We start from the raw sequence: 19,731 nt of genomic DNA on the forward strand, positions 1-19,731 counted from the left end.
CCCCTGATTTCAATTGTCCCAGCCGGCACCGACAATTTCGGGTCCGCGCAGGTCAGACCGTGACCTCGTAGATCGCCGGCATCGGCATGGCGCGGCAGAACTCCCAATCCGCCCACTGCCCCGACGCGATCAGCGCACGCGTCAGGAACGTCCCGTGCGACCCGACGAGCACAGTCGCGTCCGGATACTCCTCACCCATGCGCGCCAACGCTTTCCCCGCCCGCACGGTAACGGCGTCGAGGCTCTCCCCCGCCCCGTGAGCGAAGCCGGGATGAGCCCAGCTGTACGCGTACGGCGTCTCCCAGTCCGCGCTCGGCACCAACCCCGACTCCCACTCCCGCAACGACGGCCAGGTCGTCACCGCGAGCCCCAACGCGTCCGCGGCCGGCCTGACGGTCTGCACCGCGCGCAACAGCGGACTCGACAACACGGCCGCGGGTGCGTAAGCGGCGAGTCGATCGACCAGAGCCTCCGCCGCCGCCAACCCGGCAGGGGCCAACGGCCGCTGGTCGTCGTCGGGCTCGCCGAGGCGCGGCAGGACGGATTGCGCATGGCGCACCAATACGATTCGCGTGGACACAACACACCATCTTGGGGGAACAGGATGTTCGTGAGATCGCTGGGCGTGGACGGCGCCGAGCTCAGGCCGTTGGACCCCTGGCAGGCCGAGGAGTTCTTCGCGCACATGGAGCGCGGCCGGGAGTTCATCGGGCAGCACATCGGGTTCGCGGACAAGGCGAAGGACCTGGAGAGCGCGCGGGAGCTCCTGCAGAGCTACGCGGACAAGGCGGCGGCCGACACCGGGCGGATCTTCGGGATCTGGCTCGACGAGAAGCTGGTCGGCGGCGTGCTGTTCCGCGTGATGGACATCCCGCAGGGGCGCGCCGAGGTCGGGTGCTGGCTGGAGCCGGCCGCGACGGGCAGGGGGCTGATCACGCGGGCGTCGCGGATCCTGATCGACTGGGCGATCTGCGAGCGCGGCGTGCATCGGGTTGAGTGGCAGGTGTCGTCGGAGAACGCGCCCAGCATCGCGGTCGCGCGGCGGCTCGGCATGAGCAGGGACGGCGTGCTGCGCTCGTACTTCCTGCACCACGGGGTTCGTCAGGACCTCGAGGTGTGGTCGGTGCTGGCGTCGGAGTGGGAGAGCTGATGGACGATCTGGTGCTGTTGCACGCCTTTCCGCTCGACGCGCGGATGTGGGACGTGCCGGGCGCGTTGACGCCGTCGTTGCGCGGCCACGGCGAGCCCGATCTCGACACCGTCGCGGCGCGGGTTCTCGGCGTGCTCGACGAACGGAACCTGGACAGCGTCGTGCTCGGCGGCTGCTCGATGGGCGGCTACGTGGCGATGGCGTTGCTCAGGCGTGCACCGGAACGCGTGCGAGGCCTGATCTTCGTCGACACCAAGCACACCGCGGACGCACCGGAGGCGGCCGCGAACCGGCACGCGATGGCGGACCGCGTCGAACGCGAGGGCGTCGGCGACTGGCTCGCGGACGCGATGCTGCCGAACCTGCTCGGCCCCAACGCCTCGGACACCGCACGGGCGTCCGTGCGCACCATGATCCTGGAGCAGCGGGCCGAGGACGTGGCGTGGTGGCAGCGCGCGATGGCGAAGCGGCCGGACTCCACGGACGTGCTGGAGTCGCTGGACGTCCCGTCGCTCGTGCTCGTCGGCGAGCACGACAAGCTCACGCCGCCCGACGTGGCCGCGAAGCTCGCCGTGACGTTGCCGCACGCGACGAGCGAACGCATCGAGGACGCGGGACATCTGCCGCCCGTCGAGCAGCCGGAGGAGTTCCTGGCTCGGCTGGAGCGGTGGCGCAAGCAGGTCGGGGTCTGAGGACTACCAGCGACGCGCGGTCGGCCCTCGCCGGCCGCGCGAGTCCCAGCACGTCTGGTGCCAGTGACGGCGTTCCTCGACCGAGCCCGTGTCCTCCGCGGGCCACGCGACGACGTGCGCGACACCAGGGCGGATCTCGTGGTCGCAGCCGGGGCAGCGGTAGGTCTTCTGGGCCTGCGCGCCCGAGATGGCTCGGACCAGCCAGTCGCCGTCCGGGCCTGACTCGGCGCGCGCCCAGCCGACGCCCCCTCCGAGGGGACGGGATTCTTCTGGCTTGGGGCTGTTACGACGTGGCACGACAACACGTTAACCGCTCGTAGAATCGGTCCGTGCCCACCTACGAGTTCCGTTGCCGTACCTGTGACGACACGTTCGACGTGCAGCGCCCGATGAGCGAGTCGTCCTCGCCGGCGAGCTGCCCCGATGGTCACCAGGACACCGTGAAACTGCTGTCCATGGCCGGTATCGGTGGCACCCGGCAGCAGCCCGCGGGCGGTGGCGGCGGTTGTTGCGGTGGAGGTTGCTGCGGCTAGCGCCGGATCCGGAAGAGGTAGACCACGCTGGCGGCGAGCAGCGCCGCGGCGAGGGGAACATGCAGGGCCGTGAGGTGGAACAAGCCGCTGAACACCTGAGCGGTGATCAATGCAAGAAAGCCCACCGCGTACCAAATGGGCTGAGCCGACCCGCCGCCCGGCCGCCAGGCGAGAACCGCGACGACGACGTGGACGACCGTCACGACCCACAACGTGTACGAGCCGGCGCTGTGCAGGACGTGTCCGTACGGGAGGGTCATCATCAGCCCCGCGGTGATGGACTGAACGAAGACGGCCGCGGTCTGCAGAGCGACGGTGGCGTGCAGGAGCTTGAGGTTGGCGGGTTTCGCCGTGGTGTGCGTGGCCATGACGGTCCGACGACGCAGCGGCCGGAAATGTGAGGCGGGGGACGTTGGCTGATCCTGGTGTGCACGCGGTCGTGAGCGAACAGCGGCAGCTGCTGAACCTCGCCTACCGCCTGCTGGGTTCGCTCGCCGACGCCGAGGACGTGCTGCAGGAGACCTACGCGCGGTGGTACGCCCTGTCAGCGGACCAGCGGGACACCATCGAGTCCCCCGGCGCGTGGCTGACGAGGGTGGCCGGTCGCATCTGCCTGGACCTGCTGGGGTCGGCCAGGGTCAGGCGGGAACGCTACGTGGGCGAGTGGATCCCGGAGCCGCTCCCGGACCGCGAGGAATGGGGCGGTGAGCCCGATCCGGCGGACCGCGTCACCCTGGACGAGTCGGTCACCATGGCGTTCCTGGTGGTGCTGGAGCAGATGACCCCGGCGGAACGGGTCAGCTTCGTGCTGCACGACGTCTTCCGGTTCCCGTTCGCGGAGATCGCGGACATCGTCGGCAGGAGCCCGGCAGCGTGCCGGCAACTGGCCACGTCCGCACGGCGGCGGATTCGCGCGTCGCGGCGCGACGAGATCCCGGCCGCGCGGCAGGCGGACGTGGTGCGGGACTTCAAGCAGGCGTGGGAGGCGCAGGACATCCAGGCCCTGATCGCCTTGCTGGACCCGGCGGCCGTCATGATCGCCGACGGCGGCGGCCAGGTCGGCACGGTGCTGAAGCCGGTGGAAGGCCGCGAGCAGATCGCCCGCTACCTCATCGGCATCGGGAGGACGGCGCCGGATCTGACGCTCCTCGCCAGGACGGTGAACGGCAGGCCGGGCCTGGTGGCGACGTACGACGGTGTCGCGGTGACGGTGGCGGCGATCGAGGTGGAGAACGACCGGATCACCAGGATCTGGGCGGTGCGGAACCCGGAGAAGCTGAAGCCCTGGCGAACCGCGGGACAGGACTAGGCGGTCTCGCGGTCGATCAGCACCTCGGCGACCTTGCGGCCCTGGTCGCAGACGCTGCCGAACTTTCCGGACGAGTCGATGATGATGATCCCGAGCCCGCCACCGTTGTAGGGCAGGGCCAGCACGCACGACGGTTCGACGTCCTGCTCGTCGGAACGGTCCAGGTACATGACCTTGTGACCCTTCACGTCCCAGTCACCGGTGGTGCGCTCGATCGTGATCTGCTTGCCCTCGCGGTAGCGCAGGGAGACGCCGACCTCGACGTCGTCGACCTTCGTCGTCCACCGGCACGACTCCTCGAACGTCGAGTCGTAGTTGATCTGCGTGGGCGGCGTCTCGGCCTTGGCGCCGGGGTAGGGCAGGTCCGTCCACTTCAGCTTGGCGCAGGTGGGCGTGATCTCGCCGTCGATCGGCGAGCTCTCCGGGTCCTGCGACTCGCTCGGGTCCGTGCTCGGATCCGTGGAGCCCTCCTGGTCGAACGGCGAGGCGACGTCGAGCGGCGCCTGCGCGACCGGACTGCCCCCGATGGTCGCGTGAGCACAGCCGGACGCGAGCACGAGGACAGCCAACAGGAGCACCAGTCGCCGCATGTCACCACCATGCCAGACGCGACATGGTGCCCCTGTTAGCGGCTCACGAGTAGTCGCGGAATCCCTTGCCCGTCTTGCGGCCGAGGCGACCGGCCGTGACCAGGTGTTCCAGCAACGGCGCCGGCGCGAAGCCGGGCTCGCGGAACTCGTTGTAGAGCGTGCGCTGGATCGCCAGCGACACGTCCAGCCCCACGACGTCGAGCAGCGCGAACGGTCCCATCGGCAGGCCGCAGCCGACCTTCATCGCGTTGTCGATGTCGTCGGCCTCGGCGTAGTGGGCCTCCAGCATCTTCACCGCGTCGTTGAGGTACGGGAAGAGCAGCGCGTTCACGATGAAACCGGCCACGTCACCGCAGTGCACGGGGTGCTTGCCGAGGTCGAGGCAGATCTTGCGGGCCGTCGCGACCACATCGGCGCCCGTGGAGATCGTCTCCACGATCTCGACGAGCTTCATGACCTGCGCGGGGTTGAAGAAGTGCAGGCCGACGACGTCCGCGGGCCTGTTCGTGGCGGCCGCGATCTCGATGACCGGCAACGACGACGTGGTCGTCGCGAGCACCGCGCCGGGCTTGCACACCTCGTCGAGCGCCGCGAAGACCTCCTTCTTGATCCCGATCTCCTCGGCCACCGCCTCGACGACCAGGTCGCAGTCCGCCAGTTCCACGAACTCCACGGCGGGCGAGATGCGGGCGAGCGTCGCGTCGCGATCCTGCTCCGACAGCCTGCCCTTGCTGACCGCGCGGTCGAGCGACTTGCGGACCGCGCCGATCGCCTTCTCGGCCTTGTCGAGACCGCGCGCCCGCAGCACGACGTCGTACCCGCGCTTGGCGAACACCTCGGCGATGCCCGTAGCCATCGTGCCCGTGCCGATGACACCGACCCGTTGAACCTCACGGGTCTGCGTCGCGCTGTCCACTTCGGACGGTGTCTGCACGTCCTTGACGACGACCGGCGAGTCGGGCCCGTCGTAGGTGTAGAAACCGCGCCCGGTCTTCCTGCCGAGGAGACCCGCCGTGATCATCTGCTTGAGCAGCGGCGCCGGCGAGTGCAACCGGTTGCGCGACTGGTGGTACATCGTGTCGAGGATCTCGTACGCGGTGTCCAGACCGATGAGGTCCAACAGCGCCAAGGGTCCCATCGGATAACCGCAGCCGTACCGCATGGCCGCGTCGAGGTCCTCACGCGTCGCGTACTTGGACTCCAGCATCTTCACCGCGTGGTTGAGATACGGGAAGAGCAGAGCGTTCGCGATGAAGCCGGCCCTGTCCCCGATCACGACCGGCGACTTGCCCAGCCTCTCGGTGAACGCGACCACGTCGGTGATCACGTCCGGCTCCGTGACGACCGTGCGCACGACCTCGACCAGCTTGAGGACCTGCGTCGGGTTGAAGAAGTGCAGCCCCACGACCTTGCCGGGCCGCTTCGTCACCACGCCGATCTCGGTGATCGAGAGCGACGACGTGTTGGACGCGATGATCGCCTCGGGCTTGAGGATCTCGTCCAGCTCACGGAAGATCCGCGCCTTGAGCTCGACGCTCTCCGGCACCGCCTCGATGACGAGATCGCAGTCCTGCAGACTGCTCAGGTCGAGGCTCGTGGTGACCCGGCCGTGCAGCGCGGCGTTCTCGTCCGCGGTCAGCTTCTCCCGCTTGACGGCCCGCTTCGTCGAGTGCTCGAGGTGCCCGAGCCCGCGCTCGACCCCGGCCGCGTCGAGTTCCACCACCTTGACCGAGAGCCCGGTGCGCGCGAGTACCTCCACGATGCCCGCGCCCATGGTTCCGAAGCCGACGACTCCGACGGTGTTGATTTCGCGCGCCACTGCAGACCTCCCATGCGGGGTAAAGCGTGGGCTACCAAGGAGTAACTTGCGGGCGACTATGCCACTCCCAGCGCTGAGGAGGGCCGTGAGCTTCGCCATCAGGATCGAAACAGTTATCGGTCCAGCAAACGCCTAGACCCGGCCTTTTGCCTGATGAACCCAGGTGGGTGAACGCAGAGCTGCGCCATCCGGGTCGGTGGAACGGCTCGGTCCGGGGCTGCCGTGGTTCTCGCGGGTCGCATCGGAGCCGACGAGGACTGGGGCCGCCCTGGGACACGCGGGTCGCAACGGACTCGATGGGCCGAGGACCGCTGTGGGGATTCGAACGCGGCGGGGCCCGGGACCGCCTAGGGGACGTGCAGGTCGCTTCGGACGCGGCGCGGTCGGGACGAGTGCCGCAGCGACCCGCGTGGAGGCCGAAGTCCAAGGCGCCGGACGAGGAGGCTGGTTTCGGGCGGCGCCTTCAAGACCGGGCATGGCTTCGCCACACGGCTGCCTCCGCGCGACGCCATCGAACATCGCGTGGCACCGCCGTCGACCAGCCGCTCACACCCCACCGCACAGCCCAGCCTGCGATCAGCCGCTCACACCGCGGTCCGCTGCCACCAGCCCGCCCGCACCTCGCGTCGCGAGCCCGCGGCCGCGGCCGCGATGGCCGCTAGTCGTCGAACCCCCTCCCCGCCAGCTCCTCGATGCGGCGCACCGCCTCCCCCGCGTCCTTCCCCGTGGCCACCACGGTGATCGACTTGCCGCCGGGCGCGCTCAGGCCCATCAGCGCCAGCACACTCGCCGCGTTCGCTTCCTCGTCGCCGTAGCGGACGACGACGTCGGCGTCGAGTTCGGCGACGGTGCGTGCCAGCAAGGCCGCTGGGCGGGCGTGGAGGCCTACCTCGTTGGTCAGCAGCACTTCCGCCGACACCGCGTCCGGCACGAGGTGCAGGGAGGGGCGGCTGGGTGCGGCCACCGGGGCCTCGCCGGACGCGCCCTCGGCCGCGGCGGCCACGTCGGCCAGGGAGGCGGCTCCCTGGGCGGCGACGGCCGCGGCTACCGCGCCTTCCACCAGTGGGGCGTCCACCACCACGTAGCGGGACGGGTCGTCCGCGGATTCCACGGCCATCTCGGCCGTCATCTTGGCGCTGCCCAGGTCGTAGAGCACGACGACGCCCGCGCCGGAGTCGGCGTCCGCCAGGGCTTCGACGACTGAGGCGTAGTCGGTGCCCAGGCCGCCTTCTTCTGTGCCGCCCACGGGAAGTACGGAGATGTCGGGGGCCATTTGGGCGGCCAGTTCGGCTATGCCGTTGGCCAGCATTTCGCTGTGCGAGACGACCACCAGGCCCACTCGGCCGGTGTCCGCGGCCGCCGTCATGCCTTGGCCGCCGCGTCCGCGAAGGCGCGCAGCAGCAACGCCGTCGACCTGGCGCCCGGATCCATGTGGCCGGCGCTGCGCTCACCCAGGTAGGAGGCCCGGCCCTTGCGCGCCACCATCGGGACCGTCGACTCCGCTCCCTCCGCTGCCGCGTCGGCCGCCGCGGAGAGGGCCGCGGCCGCTGAGCCCTCCGTGCTTGCCGCGGCTGTCACGGCCGGGGTGAGGGCGTCGACCATCGTCTTGTCGCCCACAACGGCCTTGCCGCGCGCGAACACGCCTTCCAGTGCGCCCTGCAAGGCGCGGGCGATCAGGGGGCCGTCGAGTTCGGGTGCGTCGCCCACGGCGGCTGAGGCGCGCAGGAAAGCGGTGCCGTACAACGGGCCCGCCGCGCCGCCCACCGTGGAGATCAGCGTGGTGGCCACCAGTTTCAGGACCTTGCCCGGGGTGTCCGGCGGTTCGGCGTCCAAACGGGACAGCAGGGCGGTGAAGCCTCGCTTCATGTTCTCGCCGTGGTCGGCGTCGCCGATCGCCTGGTCCAGGCGCACCAGCTCGTCGCGGTGTTCCTGGACCACCGTCGCGGCGGCTCGCAGTGCCGTCACGACGTCCGCTGCCGTGCAGCCCACCTCAGACTCCCCACCGCAGTGCGGGCGTGTGGACCGGCGCGTCCCACAGGGAGAGCATCTCGTCGTCCAGGCGAAGCAGTGTGAGACTCATGCCCTGCATCTCCAGGCTCGTGATGTACGGGCCGACCAGCCTGCGTTCCACGACGATCCCCCGATCGGCCAGCAGCTGTTCCGCGATGCCGTGCGCCAAGTACAGCTCGATCAGCGGAGTCCCGCCCATCGAGTTCGTGAACAGCAGCACCCGATCACCCGAGGCGAACGGCAGGTCTTCCAGAATCGGTTCCAGCAACGCCGACACCATCTCGGACGCGGTCCCCACCGAAACCTTCTGCCGGCCCGGCTCGCCGTGGATGCCGATGCCGATCTCCATCTCGTCGTCGGCCAGCTCGAACGACGGCGAGCCCACGTGCGGCACCGTGCACGAGGTCAAGGCCAGACCCATCGAGCGCACCGACGCGATCACCCGCAAAGCCAGCGCCTCGCACGCCGCCAGATCATCACCGCGTTCCGCCGCCGCGCCCACGATCTTCTCCAGCAGCACCGTGCCACCGACACCACGACGCCCGGCCGTGTACAGCGAGTCCTTCACCGCCACGTCGTCGTCGATCACGACCGACCTGACCTCGGACTCCGCCAGCTCACCGGCCATCTCGAAGTTCAGCACGTCGCCCGTGTAGTTCTTCACGATCAGCAACGCGCCCGCACCGCCGTCCGTCCGCACCACGGCGTCGAGCACCTGGTCGGACGTCGGCGACGTGAACACGGGGCCGGGACAGGCCGCGTCGAGCATGCCCGGCCCGACGAACCCGCCGTGCAACGGTTCGTGGCCCGACCCTCCACCCGAGATGATCGCGACCTTCCCGCTCACCGGCGTGTCCGCGCGCACGACGACCGCCGGGTCGTGGTGCACGGTCAGCAGGTCGGAATGGGCTGCCTGCATTCCCCGCAGCGCGTCCCGCACCACGGTTTCCGGATCATTGATGATCTTCTTCATCGATCAGCCCTCCCGAGAAGTCGGTGCCGTGTTCCTTCTTACTCCCGGGGTCTGACACTCGGAACTGGCAAAGGACCCGCGTACCGTTAGGCCGCCCTAAGAAACGCAGGTCAACATCACGTTCCGTAGTGGAGGAACAACGTCGTGTCGAAGAGAGCCGCGCTGCTCGTCGCAGTCGTCCTGACCCTGACCGCGTGCTCCAGCACGCCGGACAAGCCGACCGTCGCCCAAGGTGGCGAGGACTTCGGCAAGGCGTACGAACTGAGCAACGGTTTCGGCACGACGCAGAAGCCCGGTGAGTTCCCCCGCACCATCAAGCACGCGATGGGCGAGACCAAGCTCGAGAAGAAACCCGAACGGGTGATCGTGCTCGACACCGGCGAGCTCGACAACGTCGTGGCGCTCGGCATCAAGCCGGTCGGCATCGCCTACACCGACGGCTCGCCGACCATGCCGTCCTACATCGGCGACAAGGGCGGCACGCCGGAGAACGTCGGCACGACCAACAACCTCAACCTCGAAGCGATCACCAAGCTGAACCCGGACCTGATCCTGGGCTCGCAGCTGCGCGCGGAGGCCCTCTACCCGAAGCTCTCCGCGATCGCCCCGACGGTGTTCAGCGTGCGCCCCGGCTACGTGTGGAAGGAGAACTTCCTCCTCAACGCGGCCGCGCTCGACCGCCAGGCCGACGCGGCGAAGATGCTCGAGGACTACACGAAGAAGGCCACGGAGACCGGCGACGCCGTCGAGAAGAAGCTCGGCGTGCGCCCGACGGTCACGGCGCTGCGCTTCATGCCCGGCCGCATCCGCCTGTACGCCAAGAAGTCGTTCATCGGCACGATCCTGATCGACGCCAAGATCGGGCAGCCGACCTCGTCCCAGGTGGACGACCTGGCAGCCGAGGTCAGCGCGGAGCAGATCGGCAAGGCCGACGGCGACTTCATCCTCTACTCCACCTACGGCGACCCGGCCAAGACCGCGCAGGCCTCGGTGCTCGGTGGTCCGTTGTGGACCGGCCTGAACGCCGTGAAGGCGGGCAAGGCCAAGCCGGTCCTCGACGAGACCTACTTCCTCGGCCTCGGCGTGCTCGCCGCGGACGTGGTCCTGGACGACATGAAGAAGCAGCTCGGCGTCTGAGACCTCAGCGCGCGGACGTTCTTCAGCGACCGAAGAGCGTCCGCGCGAGGCGCAGCATCTGCTTGCCCGCCATGGAAGACCTGTCGAAAGTCGCCATGTTGATCAGCGACTTGAACTTCAGCTTCGTCACGGCCTTGGCGTAGGAGAACTCGCGCAGCCCGTCCTCGCCGTGGATGCGCCCGAACCCGGAGTCGCCGACACCGCCGAACGGCAGCCCGGGAATCGCCGCGTAGGTCAGCACCGAGTTGATCGACACCATCCCGACCCGCAGCTCCGACGCCAGCTCCTCGCCACGCGCCTTCGAGAACACGGCAGCACCCAGCCCGTACTTCGACTGGTTCGCCAGCCGCACGCCCTCCAGCGCGTTCGGCACGCGGTTGATCACCACGGTCGGCCCGAAGGTCTCCTCGGTGACAGCCAGCGAGTCCTCCGGCACGTCCACCAGCACCACCGGCTCGACGTACGGCGGCCTGATCGAGTCCGGCCCGCCGACGAGCGCCTTGCCGCCGCGGTCCAGGGCGTCCTGCACGTGCTCGCGGATGATCTCCACCTGCGACGGCATCGTGATCGGCCCGAGGTTCGCGTTCGGCTCGCCACCCGGCTTGAGCTTCTTCGCGCGCTTCACGACGATCTCGGTGAACTCGTCGGCGACGTCCTCGGCCACGTAGATCCGCTCCACGCCCGCGCACGTCTGGCCCGCGTTGGACACCGCGCCCCAGATCGCGGCCTCGGCGGCGGCGGTCAGGTCGGCGTCCGAGTCGACGATCAGCGCGTCCTTGCCACCGCACTCGACCAGCACCGGCGTCAGCGACGAGGCGGCCGCGGCCATGACCTTCTTGCCGGTCCGGGTGGAACCGGTGAACGCGATCTTGTCCACGCCGGCGCCGACCAGCGCCGCGCCCGTCTCACCGAAGCCCGTGACCACCTGGAACACCGGGAACTCCGGCACCGCCTCGGTGAACGTCGACGCGAGGAACGTGCCGACACCAGGCGTGAACTCCGACGGCTTGAACACGACGGCGTTGCCCGCGGCCAACGCGTAGGAGATCGACCCCATCGGCGTGTGCGCGGGATAGTTCCACGGCCCGATGACGCCGATGACGCCCAACGGCCGGTACTCCAGCGTCGCGCCGTGGTTGAACATCAGCATGCCCGAGGACACCCGGCGCTTGCCCAGCACACGGCCCGCATGGCGCGAGGCCCAGTGCAGGTGGTCCATCACCAGCGCGACCTCGACGCGGGAGTCGTCGGCGGGCTTGCCGGTCTCCGAGCTGATCAACGAGATGAACTCGTCCGAGCGCTGCGAGAGGATCTTGCGCCAGGCGTCGAGCTTCGTCTTGCGCCCCTCGAACCCGAGGCCCGCCCACCACGCGGCGGCGTCGCGCGCCGAGGACACCGCGTCCTCGACCTCGGCGGCCGTGTGGATCGGGTGATGCGCGACGACCTCGCCGGTGCGCGGGTCCAGTGATGCGAACCGCCGCTGCTCGCCATCGGCCGACAGCGCGCTGTTCGAAGCGGTCTGCGTCATAGGACTCCTCCGGTACTCGCCAGTAACCTCGACACTAACGCGTACTCGAAGAACTTTCAGCCCCCGCCTGGTCCCGCGCGGGGAGCTGTCAGGCCTGGGGCAGGGCAGGAAGAACCGCCTTGGCGAACGCTTGCGCCGCCTGGCAGCGATCCATTTCCTTCTCCTTCGAGGCCGCGACGATGAACTCCACGATCTCACCCGCGTCGCTCTGGTCCTTCGTCCGGACCACCACGATCTCGCACGTCGGGAACGGACCGTCCTTCAACGCCTGATAGCCCTTCAGCCCGCCACCGAGGTCGGTCTCGACCGACTTGGTGTCGAACTTGCCGTCCTTCGGGATGCGCGCCGTCTTGAACTCGATCTGCATCTGCGCGCTCTGCCCAGTCCACGAACACTGGTGTAGACCGAACGGCAGCGCACGCGGCGATGCACCGAGCACCGGCGAGAGCGTCGCCTTGTCGACGATCGTGCACGGATCGACCTCGACCGGCGAGCCCTTGGGCGGGCTGTACTTCTGCGGGTTGCCCTTGAGCTTGCGCACCGCGCCTTCGAGCACCTTGCGCCCCGGCTCGCACGCCTCGCTGCCGTCGCTGCTGGTGCCCACCTGGATCCGCACGGCCTGTGCCGGATTCTCCTGCGTCAGGGCCCAGATGAAGCACGACGTGCCGCTCAGGCTCTGCTCACCGCTCTTGAGGCTCGCGATCTGCTTGGTCGCCTTCTTCACCTCGCTCGAAGTCAGCGAGTACCCGATGTCCAGCGTGAAGTTGAGCGTCTTGCCGCCCTTGTCCTTCATGTAGTTGGAGCAGCGCGTGTACGAGCTGCTCGTGTACCTCGACGGCGTGCCGACCGTCTGCAGCAAGTCCTTGTCGATCAACGCGCACGGGTTGATCAGCCGCAACCGTTCCGCCGCGAACGCCGGATCGACGGGCTTGCCCGCCTGCGCCGACGGTTTGGTCGACGGATCGGTCGTGGTCGCCTCCGCACCCGCCTGCACGGTCCGGCGCGGCGAGTTGGTCTTGGCAAGACCCGGCCCGGTCGCACAGCCGGCCATCAGCAGCGCGGCGGCGGCGACCACAGCGGTGGCACGAAAACGAGGCACGACGTGCACGGTAGCGACCTTTGCGTGCGTTCGTGGGCGGTACCCCGAGTTGTCCCGTGGCACATGTCACCCAGTGCTACGGGAACGATTCAGAAGATCGACGCGCTGTACAGGGTGAAGACCCCGAGAGAAGGAGAGACGTGCGAAATCGTATTCGCCGCGCATTCAACTGGCTCGACGCGTGGACGATCGAGGCCTTCAACCCTGTTTACCCTGGTCGTCCCCAGTCATAGCTCCTTGAGCGGCTGCTTGTCCGTTTCCGCGAACTGAGGCCGCAGCATCGCCCACGCGGCGAACACCGCCGCCAGCACCGCCATGGCGATGCCCGCCCACAGGTTGATGTTGACCCCTTCGGCCTTCTTCAGGTCGTCGTCGCTCGTGAACGCGAGCCCGATGACGACTAGTACAACGCCGTACAGGCCGAAGAGGAAAGCGATGATCAGTCGCAGGTCGAACAACCTCATGGCAGCCTCCCTCAGCCGAAGATGAAGTAGAGAACGGTCGTCAGGGCCAGCACTCCGCCACCGAGCAGGGCGGGCGAGCGGTACCAGCCCGCGTCCTCACCGGTGGTGGAGTGCGCCCTGTCTTCCTTGGGCGTGAGGCTGTAGACCAGCCCGACGAGCTCGCTGTCCGGCTTGGGCCTCGTGACCAGGGTGACCGCGAAGCTCACGACGATGTCGACCACGAACGCGAGACCCGCGCCGAGGAAGCTCGCGCCCTGACCGGGCAGTTCCAGCAGCTCGATGCCGAACGACGGCTCCGAGATCGCGTAGATGAAGATCGCGGTGAACGTGCCCGCGAGCAGACCGACCCAGCCGGCCGTCGGCGTCATCCGCTTCCAGAACATGCCGAGGATGAACGTCGCGAACAGCGGCGCGTTGAAGAACGAGAACAGCGCCTGGATGTAGTCCATGATGTTGGACCCGCCGAGCGACGCCGCGATGAACGCCGTGCCGATCGCGAGGACGCACGCGCCTACCGTGGCCAACCGCCCGATGCGCAGGTAGTACTCGTCCGGCCGGTCCTTCTTGATGTAGTCCTGCCACAGGTCGTACGTGAAGACGGTGTTGAACGAGCTGACGTTCGCCGCCACACCGGCCATGAAGCTCGCCAGCAGACCCGTGATCGCGATGCCGAGGATGCCGTTGGGCAGCAGGTCGCGCATGAGCAGCGGCAGCACGTTGTTGTAGGCCACGCCACTGCTCGTGTCGCCGGCCTTGAGCTGCGCCATCTCCGGCACGATCAGCGCGGCGATGATGCCGGGGATGATGATGATCGCCGGGATGAGCGCCTTCGGGTACGCGCCGATGATCGGCGTGCGCTTGGCCGCGGACATCGACTTGGCGCTCATCGCGCGCTGCACCTCGGCGAAGTTCGTCGTCCAGTAACCGAACGACAGCACGAAGCCGAGACCGAACACCAATCCGACGACACTCCACACCGGGCTGTTGATGCCGGTGAGTTCTGTCGCGGGCCACGCGGACAGCTGCTCGGGGTCGCTGATCTTCTCGACGATGCCCTGCCAGCCACCGACCTTGATCAGACCGATGATCGTCAGCGGCGCCAGCGCGGCCACGATGACGAAGAACTGCAGCACCTCGTTGTAGATGGCGGCACTCAGGCCACCGAGCGTCGTGTAGGCCAGCACCACGAGGGCCGCGACCACGATCGACACCGGCAAAGGCCACCCGAGCAGTGCGTCGATGATCACCGCGAGCGCGAACAGGTTGATGCCCGCGATCAGGATCTGCGCGACGGCGAAGCTGATGGCGTTGACCAGGTGAGCCGGTTTGCCGAAACGGCGGCGCATGAACTCGGGAACGCTGCGCACCTTCGAGCCGTAGTAGAACGGCATCATCACCAGACCGAGGAACACCATCGCGGGGATGGCGCCGATCCAGTAGTAGTGCACGGTCGCCATGCCGTACTGCGCGCCGTTCGCCGTCATGCCCATCAGCTCGAGCGCGCCGAGGTTCGCCGAGATGAACGCGAGCCCGGTCACCCACGCCGGCAGCGACCGCCCCGACAGCAGGAAGTCCAGGCTGGAGGAGACGGATCGTCGTGCCATCACGCCGATGCCGAGAACCACCACGAAGTAGACGAGAAGCAACGCGTAGTCGATCGGTCCCGCGTCAAGCCGCAGGTCCGCCTCGGCCAGCACCGACATCGACACTGCCCACCTCCAAGACTTTCAACAAAGTCGAACATAACCGACCAGGAGAGGACAGTACTCCAGGTGAGCGAGTTCCTACCCCGTGTGGTTGATCACCAAACCACGACCTGATCTGGGGCGCTCACTGAAGTCGGGAGCTGGGAAAAACAGGTGCGCGAAACATCTTCGGGACACACAGTCAGGCCATGACCGACGCCGCGATCACGTTCTTGGACACGCTGCCGGAAGCCCGCTACGCCGAAGCGTGGGCGTACGTCCTGCACCGGATGTCAGACGTGGCGATGTACAAGCTGCAGACCGCGGACCCCGACGGCGACCGCCTGCTGGCCGCTGAGGCGGTCGCGGTGCTCGCCGCACGCATCGGTGTCGATCTGCGCTGCACCCACTGCCACCAGCCACCGGCGAGCAACCGCGACGACTACCCGTTCGGCGCGTTGTGCGACGCGTGCTCGGCGCAGCACACGTCGTGGAACTGCCCTGAGTGCGGCGACTTCCAGGCCGGCAGCCGTACGCGCGCAGGCGAGTCGTGCACGTGGTGCCACGCGGAACGGGAGTGGGCGAAGTGGCCCGGCTCCGCCCGCACGGAGATCATCAGGCTGCTGGAGGCGAAGAAGACGATCCTGGCGATCAAGCGGGTCAGGGAGGTGGCCGGCTGCGGCCTCAAGGAGGCCGTCGAGCTCGTGCACCTCCCCCTGCACCGCGTCGTCCGCTAGAACAGGCGGAACTCGTCCGGCTCGATCCCGCGCAGCGCGTCGTAGTCCAGCACCACGCACCGAATTCCGCGGTCCTCGGCCAGCACCCGCGCCTGAGGCTTGATCTGCTGCGCCGCGAACACGCCCTGCACCGGCGCCAGCAGCGGGTCGCGGTTGAGCAGCTCCAGGTACCGGGTCAGCTGCTCGACACCGTCGATCTCGCCGCGCCGCTTGATCTCCACGGCGACCGACTTGCCGGCGGAGTCGCGGCACATCAGGTCGACCGGGCCGATCGGGGTCGGGAACTCCCGGCGCACCAGGGACCAGCCGTCGCCCAGGGTGGTGACGTGCTCGGCGAGCAGCTTCTGCAGGTCGGCTTCGACGCCGTCCTTCTGCAGGCCTGGCTCGGGGCCGAGCTCGTGCTTGGAGTCGTGCATGACCTCTTCGAGGGTGATGATCAGCTTCTCCCCCGCCTTGTTCTGCACGGTCCAGATGTCCGGGTCCTCGATCAGCCAGCAGGGCGGGCTCATCCAGTTCAACGGCTTGTACGCGCGGTCGTCGGAGTGGATCGACACAGAGCCGTCAGCCTTGATCAGCAGCAGTCGCTGTGCCATGGGCAGATGGGCGGTGAGTCGGCCTACGTAGTCGACCTTGCAGCGAGCGATGACGAGACGCACCGCGACAGGCTACGGGGTGTGTCCAGAATGCCTGCGTTAGGTACGGTCCGTGGCGTGGAAAGCCTCGGCACCCGTCAGGTGTACGTAAATCCGTGGATGACCGTTCGCGAGGACGAGATCCAGCGTGCGGACGGTTCGAGCGGCATCTACGGCGTGGTCGACAAGCCCGACTTCGCGTTGATCATCCCGCTCGACGGCGAGCGCGTGCGGCTCGTCGAACAGTTCCGCTACCCGATCGGCCTGCGCCGCTGGGAGTTCCCCCAGGGCACCGCGCCTGATCGCGCCGCCTCCGACCCGTTGCAGCTCGCCGCCCGCGAACTGCGCGAGGAGACGGGTCTGCGGGCCGGCCGGATGATCGAGCTCGGTCTGCTCGACGTCGCGCCCGGCATGTCGTCGCAGCGCGGGCGCGTGTTCCTCGCGACCCAGCTCATCGAGGGCTTCCACGAGCGGGAGCACGAGGAGCAGGACATGCGCTCGGCATGGTTCCCGCGCGCCGACTTCGAGTCGATGATCGCGAAGGGCGAGATCACCGACGCCCAGTCGATTGCCGCCTACACCCTCCTCCTGCTGCACGAGCACTCTCAGCCCTGAAACGCCGCCCGGTAGCTCTGCGGTGAGGTCCCGGCGATCCGCTTGAACCTGTCGCGGAACGCCGTGGCCGAGCCGAAGCCCACGCGGCTCGCGATCAGCTCCACCGGGTCCCTGGTCGTCTCCAGCAGGTGTTGCGCCTGGCGGACCCGCGCGCGGTGCAGCCACTGGAGCGGCGTCGTGCCGGTCTGCTCGCGGAAGCGCCGGTTCAACGTCCGCGTGCTCATGCCGGCCTGTTTCGCCAGGTCCTCCAGCGTCAGGTCGTGCGACGCGTTGGCCTCCATCCACCGCAGTACGGGCTCCAGTTCCGCACCTTGAGGCGTCACGGGCGGTGTCACGATGAACTGCGCCTGCCCGCCTTCACGCTCCAGTGGCATCACGGCGAACCGCGCCGCATCGGCCGCCACCGCAGACCCGTGGTCGCGCCGGATCATGTGCAGGCACAGGTCCAGCCCCGCCGCGGCGCCCGCGGACGTGAGGAACTGCCCGTTGTCGACGTAGAGCACGTCCGGATCGACCTCCAGCGCCGGAAACCGCGCCGCCAGCTCCTCGGCTCCCAGCCAGTGCGTGGTCACCCGCATCCCGTCCAGCAGGCCGGTCGCCGCGAACACGAACGCCCCGGTGCAGATCGACGCGATCCGCGCACCCCTCGCCGCCGCCTGCCGCAGCGCGTCGATCAACGCCTTCGGCACGACCATGTCCGGGTCGTGGCCGGGCAGGACGATGGTGTCCACTTCGGACAGCAACTCCAAGCCGTGCGGGATCTTCAGTTCGAAACAGCCCGCGTCGACAGTCCTTTTAGGACCGCAGACGCGCACCCGGTACCGCCCGACCCAGTTGAACGCGTCGACCGGCGTCGCGAAGTCGAACGGGACCACGCTGTCCATCGCCACCACTGCCACCTCGTGCACGTCCACCACCGTAGCTGGCGAGAATCCGTTGGAACATGGCATTCCAGCCAGTTCTCGCCACGGCCTCCCGCTCCTACCGTTTTGATCACCGAAGCGAGGAGTCAACGAAGTGAAAGCTCAAGTGGTGTTGTTCGACGGCTTCGACCCGTTGGACGCGATCGGCCCGTACGAGACGCTGACCGCGGGCGGAGTCCGGACCGAGCTGGTGACGGCGGAGGGTGCGCGCGAGGTCCCCGCCGGCCTCAGCCTGTTGTCCCTCAAGGCGACCGGCCGGATCGACCCCAGCGCCGACGTCATCATCGTCCCCGGAGCGGCTGCCCTCAAGGACGAGGAGGTGTTCGCCCTGCTCAGCGCAGGTGCCGCAACGCTCGGACCCGCACTGAGAGAGACGAAGGCCATCATCGCCACCGTGTGCGGAGGGTCGTTGCTGCTGGGCATCGCCGGCCTGATCAAAGGCCGCAACGCCACCACCAACCACCTCGGCCTGCACGCGCTGGAGTCCATGGGCGTGAACGCCGTCCGTGCGCGCATCGTCGACGACGGCGACCTGGTCTCCGCCGCGGGCGTCAGTTCGGGCGTCGACCTCGGCCTCTACCTGATCGACCGCGAGATCGGCGCCCAGCAGGCCCTGAAGGTCGAGGAGCTGTTCGCCCACGAACGCCGCGGCACCGCGTGGAGGGCCGCGTGAGCAAGCTGTTCCTCTCGCTGCACGTGCTCGCCGCCATCATCGCCATCGGCCCGGTCACCGTCGCCGCCAGCATGTTCCCGAAGGCGGTGACCACGGCCGGCAATCCCGAGCTGCTGCACCGGATCTGCCGCGTCTACGCCCTGATCGGCATCTCGGTGCCGGTCTTCGGGTTCGCGACGGCGGGCGTGATGGGCGTGACCGGCCACCCCTGGGTGATCGTGTCGATCGCGCTCACCACCGCCGCCGCGTTCGTGCTGGCCCTGAAGATCCTGCCCGGCCAGGAGAAGGCGTTGAAGACCAAGGACATCAAGCACCTGGCCATGTACACGGGCGTCTTCAACCTGCTGTGGGCGACCGTGACCGTGCTGATGATCCTCCGGCCGGGCTCGACCACCGGCGCCTAACGCTGCGAAACCGGCCGCACGACGATCTCGTTGACGTCGACCTCCGCCGGCTGCGAGATCGCGTACGCGATGGCGTCACCGATGGCGGTCGCCGGCAGCGCGAGCTTGCGGAAGTCCTCCATCAACGACGCCGCGAAGTCCTCGGTGATGGTGTCCGCCAGCTCGGACTCCGTGACACCGGGCGAGATCACGGTGACGCGCAGGTCGTCGCGCTCCTGACGGAGCCCTTCGGACAGCGCCCACACCGCGTACTTGGTAGCGCAGTACACGGCGGCGGTCGGCATGACCATGTGGGCGCCGATCGAGGCGACGTTCACGACGTGCCCGCCGCCCGCGAACCGGGGCAGCACGGCGGCGATGCCGTTCAGCACGCCCTTGATGTTCACGTCCACCATGCGGTCCCACTCGTCGACCTTCAACGAGTCCATGAGGGACAACGGCATCACGCCGGCGTTGTTCACCAGCACGTCGACTCGCCCGTACCGCTCCACCGCAGCATCCACAAAGGACTGGAACGACGCACGCGACGTCACGTCCAGCGGCGCGTACGCACCACCGATCTCGTCCGCCAACGCCGCCAGCCGGTCCTCCCGCCGTGCCCCGAGGAACACCTGATGTCCTGCCTTCGCCAGCACTCGGGCCGTGGCCTCACCGATGCCGCTGGACGCTCCACTGATCAACACAACTTTGCTCATGGCCACCACACTCGTGCCGGAAACCGGCCTCAGCCAGGACACCTTCTCCCTAGGAGTGCCACA

General features: G+C 68.4%; 24 protein-coding genes. 9 read left to right on the top strand and 15 right to left on the bottom strand.

What is annotated here, in order from left to right:
- Positions 1-52: 52 nt before the first annotated feature.
- Complete coding sequence (locus SK854_RS26395; RefSeq protein WP_319977778.1) at positions 53-580, bottom strand: histidine phosphatase family protein; 528 nt, start codon at positions 578-580, stop codon at positions 53-55.
- A gap of 24 nt (positions 581-604) precedes the next feature.
- Here SK854_RS26395 and SK854_RS26400 point away from each other — a divergent pair, with 24 nt between their 5' ends.
- Together SK854_RS26400 and SK854_RS26405 are read left to right on the top strand one after the other, a co-directional pair.
- Positions 605-1,150, top strand: coding sequence for a GNAT family N-acetyltransferase (locus SK854_RS26400; protein ID WP_319977779.1), 546 nt, complete (start codon positions 605-607; stop codon positions 1,148-1,150).
- Positions 1,150-1,842 carry an alpha/beta fold hydrolase gene (locus tag SK854_RS26405; protein WP_319977780.1) on the top strand — a complete coding sequence of 231 codons (693 nt, stop codon included), beginning with the start codon at positions 1,150-1,152 and terminating at the stop codon, positions 1,840-1,842. Before SK854_RS26400 ends, SK854_RS26405 begins: the two co-directional genes overlap by 1 nt.
- Before the next feature lie 3 nt (positions 1,843-1,845).
- Here the strand turns inward: SK854_RS26405 and SK854_RS26410 are convergent, their stop codons facing one another.
- On the bottom strand, positions 1,846-2,139 hold the full coding sequence (locus SK854_RS26410) for a hypothetical protein (RefSeq protein ID WP_319977781.1): 294 nt from the start codon (positions 2,137-2,139) through the stop codon (positions 1,846-1,848).
- A 32-nt stretch (positions 2,140-2,171) separates the two neighbouring features.
- Here SK854_RS26410 and SK854_RS26415 point away from each other — a divergent pair, with 32 nt between their 5' ends.
- Positions 2,172-2,375: an FmdB family zinc ribbon protein gene (locus tag SK854_RS26415; protein ID WP_319977782.1), complete on the top strand. Its 204-nt coding sequence runs from the start codon at positions 2,172-2,174 to the stop codon at positions 2,373-2,375.
- Here the strand turns inward: SK854_RS26415 and SK854_RS26420 are convergent.
- Positions 2,372-2,743, bottom strand: a complete 372-nt coding sequence (locus tag SK854_RS26420; RefSeq protein WP_319977783.1) for a hypothetical protein — start codon at positions 2,741-2,743, stop codon at positions 2,372-2,374. The two genes, SK854_RS26415 and SK854_RS26420, sit on opposite strands and share 4 nt — an antisense overlap.
- A 71-nt stretch (positions 2,744-2,814) precedes the next feature.
- On the opposite strand from SK854_RS26420, the gene sigJ reads away from it, so the two are divergent.
- On the top strand, positions 2,815-3,684 hold the full coding sequence (sigJ, locus tag SK854_RS26425; RefSeq protein ID WP_319977784.1) for an RNA polymerase sigma factor SigJ: 870 nt from the start codon (positions 2,815-2,817) through the stop codon (positions 3,682-3,684).
- Here sigJ and SK854_RS26430 read toward each other — a convergent pair.
- The 5 genes from SK854_RS26430 to dhaK form a co-directional block, all read right to left on the bottom strand.
- On the bottom strand, positions 3,681-4,274 hold the full coding sequence (locus SK854_RS26430; RefSeq protein ID WP_319977785.1) for a DUF3558 family protein: 594 nt from the start codon (positions 4,272-4,274) through the stop codon (positions 3,681-3,683). The two genes, sigJ and SK854_RS26430, sit on opposite strands and share 4 nt — an antisense overlap.
- Before the next feature lie 43 nt (positions 4,275-4,317).
- Positions 4,318-6,093, bottom strand: a complete 1,776-nt coding sequence (locus SK854_RS26435) for a 3-hydroxyacyl-CoA dehydrogenase family protein (RefSeq protein WP_319977786.1) — start codon at positions 6,091-6,093, stop codon at positions 4,318-4,320.
- A gap of 658 nt (positions 6,094-6,751) precedes the next feature.
- The gene (gene dhaM, locus SK854_RS26440) at positions 6,752-7,459 is read right to left on the bottom strand and encodes a dihydroxyacetone kinase phosphoryl donor subunit DhaM (protein WP_319977787.1); all 708 of its coding nucleotides are present in this window, start codon (positions 7,457-7,459) and stop codon (positions 6,752-6,754) included.
- Positions 7,456-8,082, bottom strand: a complete 627-nt coding sequence (dhaL, locus tag SK854_RS26445) for a dihydroxyacetone kinase subunit DhaL (protein ID WP_319977788.1) — start codon at positions 8,080-8,082, stop codon at positions 7,456-7,458. Before dhaL ends, dhaM begins: the two co-directional genes overlap by 4 nt.
- A gap of 1 nt (position 8,083) precedes the next feature.
- Positions 8,084-9,076, bottom strand: coding sequence for a dihydroxyacetone kinase subunit DhaK (dhaK, locus tag SK854_RS26450; protein ID WP_319977789.1), 993 nt, complete (start codon positions 9,074-9,076; stop codon positions 8,084-8,086).
- A gap of 144 nt (positions 9,077-9,220) precedes the next feature.
- Here dhaK and SK854_RS26455 point away from each other — a divergent pair, with 144 nt between their 5' ends.
- Positions 9,221-10,213, top strand: a complete 993-nt coding sequence (locus tag SK854_RS26455) for an ABC transporter substrate-binding protein (protein WP_319977790.1) — start codon at positions 9,221-9,223, stop codon at positions 10,211-10,213.
- Between the two features lie 22 nt (positions 10,214-10,235).
- Here SK854_RS26455 and SK854_RS26460 read toward each other — a convergent pair whose 3' ends face one another.
- From SK854_RS26460 to SK854_RS26475, 4 genes are all read right to left on the bottom strand, one after another.
- A complete protein-coding gene (locus SK854_RS26460; protein ID WP_319977791.1) occupies positions 10,236-11,741 on the bottom strand; it encodes an aldehyde dehydrogenase family protein in 1,506 nt (501 codons plus the stop codon).
- Positions 11,742-11,829: 88 nt separating this feature from the next.
- A complete protein-coding gene (locus SK854_RS26465) occupies positions 11,830-12,840 on the bottom strand; it encodes a DUF3558 domain-containing protein (RefSeq protein WP_319977792.1) in 1,011 nt (336 codons plus the stop codon).
- A gap of 227 nt (positions 12,841-13,067) precedes the next feature.
- Positions 13,068-13,304 (bottom strand): hypothetical protein, encoded by a 237-nt coding sequence (locus tag SK854_RS26470; RefSeq protein WP_319977793.1) that lies wholly within the window; start codon positions 13,302-13,304, stop codon positions 13,068-13,070.
- A gap of 11 nt (positions 13,305-13,315) precedes the next feature.
- On the bottom strand, positions 13,316-15,007 hold the full coding sequence (locus SK854_RS26475) for a sodium:solute symporter family protein (RefSeq protein ID WP_319977869.1): 1,692 nt from the start codon (positions 15,005-15,007) through the stop codon (positions 13,316-13,318).
- A 191-nt stretch (positions 15,008-15,198) separates the two neighbouring features.
- On the opposite strand from SK854_RS26475, the gene SK854_RS26480 reads away from it, so the two are divergent.
- The gene (locus SK854_RS26480) at positions 15,199-15,726 is read left to right on the top strand and encodes a hypothetical protein (RefSeq protein WP_319977794.1); all 528 of its coding nucleotides are present in this window, start codon (positions 15,199-15,201) and stop codon (positions 15,724-15,726) included.
- On the opposite strand, the gene nucS is transcribed toward SK854_RS26480, so the two are convergent.
- The gene (gene nucS / locus SK854_RS26485; RefSeq protein WP_319977795.1) at positions 15,723-16,382 is read right to left on the bottom strand and encodes an endonuclease NucS; all 660 of its coding nucleotides are present in this window, start codon (positions 16,380-16,382) and stop codon (positions 15,723-15,725) included. The genes SK854_RS26480 and nucS overlap by 4 nt on opposite strands.
- Positions 16,383-16,436: 54 nt before the next feature.
- Between nucS and SK854_RS26490 the strand changes: the two genes are divergently transcribed.
- The gene (locus tag SK854_RS26490) at positions 16,437-16,973 is read left to right on the top strand and encodes an NUDIX hydrolase (protein WP_319977796.1); all 537 of its coding nucleotides are present in this window, start codon (positions 16,437-16,439) and stop codon (positions 16,971-16,973) included.
- Here the strand turns inward: SK854_RS26490 and SK854_RS26495 are convergent.
- Entirely contained in the window at positions 16,964-17,881 is a 918-nt protein-coding gene (locus SK854_RS26495) for a GlxA family transcriptional regulator (RefSeq protein ID WP_319977797.1), read from the bottom strand. The two genes, SK854_RS26490 and SK854_RS26495, sit on opposite strands and share 10 nt — an antisense overlap.
- Positions 17,882-17,990: 109 nt before the next feature.
- On the opposite strand from SK854_RS26495, the gene SK854_RS26500 reads away from it, so the two are divergent.
- Together SK854_RS26500 and SK854_RS26505 are read left to right on the top strand one after the other, a co-directional pair.
- Entirely contained in the window at positions 17,991-18,569 is a 579-nt protein-coding gene (locus SK854_RS26500) for a DJ-1/PfpI family protein (protein WP_319977798.1), read from the top strand.
- On the top strand, positions 18,566-18,973 hold the full coding sequence (locus SK854_RS26505) for a hypothetical protein (protein WP_319977799.1): 408 nt from the start codon (positions 18,566-18,568) through the stop codon (positions 18,971-18,973). Before SK854_RS26500 ends, SK854_RS26505 begins: the two co-directional genes overlap by 4 nt.
- Here SK854_RS26505 and SK854_RS26510 read toward each other — a convergent pair.
- On the bottom strand, positions 18,970-19,668 hold the full coding sequence (locus SK854_RS26510) for an SDR family oxidoreductase (protein ID WP_319977800.1): 699 nt from the start codon (positions 19,666-19,668) through the stop codon (positions 18,970-18,972). The two genes, SK854_RS26505 and SK854_RS26510, sit on opposite strands and share 4 nt — an antisense overlap.
- Between the last annotated feature and the right edge of the window lie 63 nt (positions 19,669-19,731).

It is taken from the genome of Lentzea sokolovensis (assembly GCF_033949975.1).
Taxonomy (GTDB): domain Bacteria; phylum Actinomycetota; class Actinomycetes; order Mycobacteriales; family Pseudonocardiaceae; genus Lentzea; species Lentzea sokolovensis.

Coding starts and splice junctions, on each gene's coding strand:
- SK854_RS26420 (WP_319977783.1), bottom strand. CDS start 2,743: ATGGCCACGCACACCACGGCGAAACCCGCCAACCTCAAGCTCCTGCAC.
- SK854_RS26460 (WP_319977791.1), bottom strand. CDS start 11,741: ATGACGCAGACCGCTTCGAACAGCGCGCTGTCGGCCGATGGCGAGCAG.
- SK854_RS26480 (WP_319977794.1), top strand. CDS start 15,199: ATGACCGACGCCGCGATCACGTTCTTGGACACGCTGCCGGAAGCCCGC.
- SK854_RS26430 (WP_319977785.1), bottom strand. CDS start 4,274: ATGCGGCGACTGGTGCTCCTGTTGGCTGTCCTCGTGCTCGCGTCCGGC.
- SK854_RS26405 (WP_319977780.1), top strand. CDS start 1,150: ATGGACGATCTGGTGCTGTTGCACGCCTTTCCGCTCGACGCGCGGATG.
- dhaK (WP_319977789.1), bottom strand. CDS start 9,076: ATGAAGAAGATCATCAATGATCCGGAAACCGTGGTGCGGGACGCGCTG.
- SK854_RS26475 (WP_319977869.1), bottom strand. CDS start 15,007: ATGTCGGTGCTGGCCGAGGCGGACCTGCGGCTTGACGCGGGACCGATC.
- SK854_RS26400 (WP_319977779.1), top strand. CDS start 605: ATGTTCGTGAGATCGCTGGGCGTGGACGGCGCCGAGCTCAGGCCGTTG.
- SK854_RS26510 (WP_319977800.1), bottom strand. CDS start 19,668: ATGAGCAAAGTTGTGTTGATCAGTGGAGCGTCCAGCGGCATCGGTGAG.
- dhaM (WP_319977787.1), bottom strand. CDS start 7,459: ATGACGGCGGCCGCGGACACCGGCCGAGTGGGCCTGGTGGTCGTCTCG.
- SK854_RS26470 (WP_319977793.1), bottom strand. CDS start 13,304: ATGAGGTTGTTCGACCTGCGACTGATCATCGCTTTCCTCTTCGGCCTG.